This is a genomic window from Romboutsia sp. 13368 (genome assembly GCF_018336475.1).
In the GTDB taxonomy this organism is placed as follows: domain Bacteria; phylum Bacillota; class Clostridia; order Peptostreptococcales; family Peptostreptococcaceae; genus Romboutsia.
Genome location: NZ_CP048741.1, coordinates 1,119,637 through 1,120,933 on the forward strand (window position 1 = coordinate 1,119,637; position 1,297 = coordinate 1,120,933).

The following is a 1,297-nucleotide window of genomic DNA, read 5'->3' on the forward strand; positions in this document are numbered from 1 at the left end:
GGCATTAATTAATGCCATTTTTTTAYTTCATTATAGAGTATTTAAAAAAATTACTTAAATATACATATATAGGATTAATACGAAAATATTGTAAATATACAAATAAGATATATAATAAATAGTGGAATATATAAATATAATGAGAGGTGAGAAAATGAACGATAGAATCGACTTAACACAAGGAAGAATAACAGAAAAGCTAATAAAGCTAGCTCTTCCTATTATGGCTACTTCCTTTATCCAAATGGCCTATAACATGATTGACATGATTTGGGTTGGAAAAGCAGGAAGTAGTGCAGTAGCAGCAGTTGGGACTGCAGGATTTTTTACTTGGCTTGCTATGGCATTTATAAATGTTTCAAAAGTAGGAGCAGAAGTAAAAGTTGCTCAAAGTATTGGTCAAAATAATGTAAATGACACAAAGCTATACATAAAATCAGCAATAGAAATAAATATAATACTTTCTATTATATATACAATATTTCTTATATTATTCAAAGACCAATTAATAGGATTTTTCAGACTCGGAGATGAAAATGTAATCTCTATGTCAAAAGAATACTTAGTAATAGTTGCTATTGGTATGATATTTTATTTTATAAATCCAGTATTTACTTCTATATTTAATGGAATGGGAAATAGTAAAACACCATTTAGAATAAATGCTATAGGACTTGTAACTAATATAATACTTGACCCAATATTAATACTTGGATTTGGAAAAATACCAAGTATGGGAGTAGCAGGTGCTGCAATTGCAACAGTATTTGCACAAATAGTTGTAACATCTTGCTTTATATTTAAAATCTTAAAAAATAAAGAAGTATACTTTAAAATAAAACTATTTAAAAATATAAACTTTGATTACTACAAAGTACTATATAAACTAGGTATACCAGTTGCCTTACAAAGTGGACTATTTACACTATTTTCTATGACTTTAGGAGTAGTAGTTGCATCCTTTGGACCAGTAGCTGTGGCAGTTCAAAAAGTAGGTTCTCAAATAGAATCTATATCATGGATGACTGCTGAAGGTATAGCAGTTGCATTATCTAGCTTCGTAGGTCAAAATTACGGTTCAAATAACTATGATAGAGTTCAACGTGGATGTAAAATAACTATTTTAATAGCCTTAATTGTAGGAACTATAAACACACTTGTTTTAGTATTCTTAGGAGAATACATATTTAGAATATTTATAAATGAAGGTGAAGCAATACTAAAAGGAACAGACTATCTTAAAATCTTAGGATACTCTCAGCTATTTATGTGCATTGAAATAGTAATAACAGGTGCC

Annotated in this window: 1 protein-coding gene; it reads left to right on the forward strand. The window is 28.5% G+C overall.

The features are described 5' to 3' along the window. Nucleotides 1–154: 154 nt before the first annotated feature. Nucleotides 155–1,297, forward strand: a 1,143-nt coding sequence (locus G3997_RS04565; protein ID WP_296648789.1) for an MATE family efflux transporter, incomplete at its 3' end; no start/stop codon positions are given.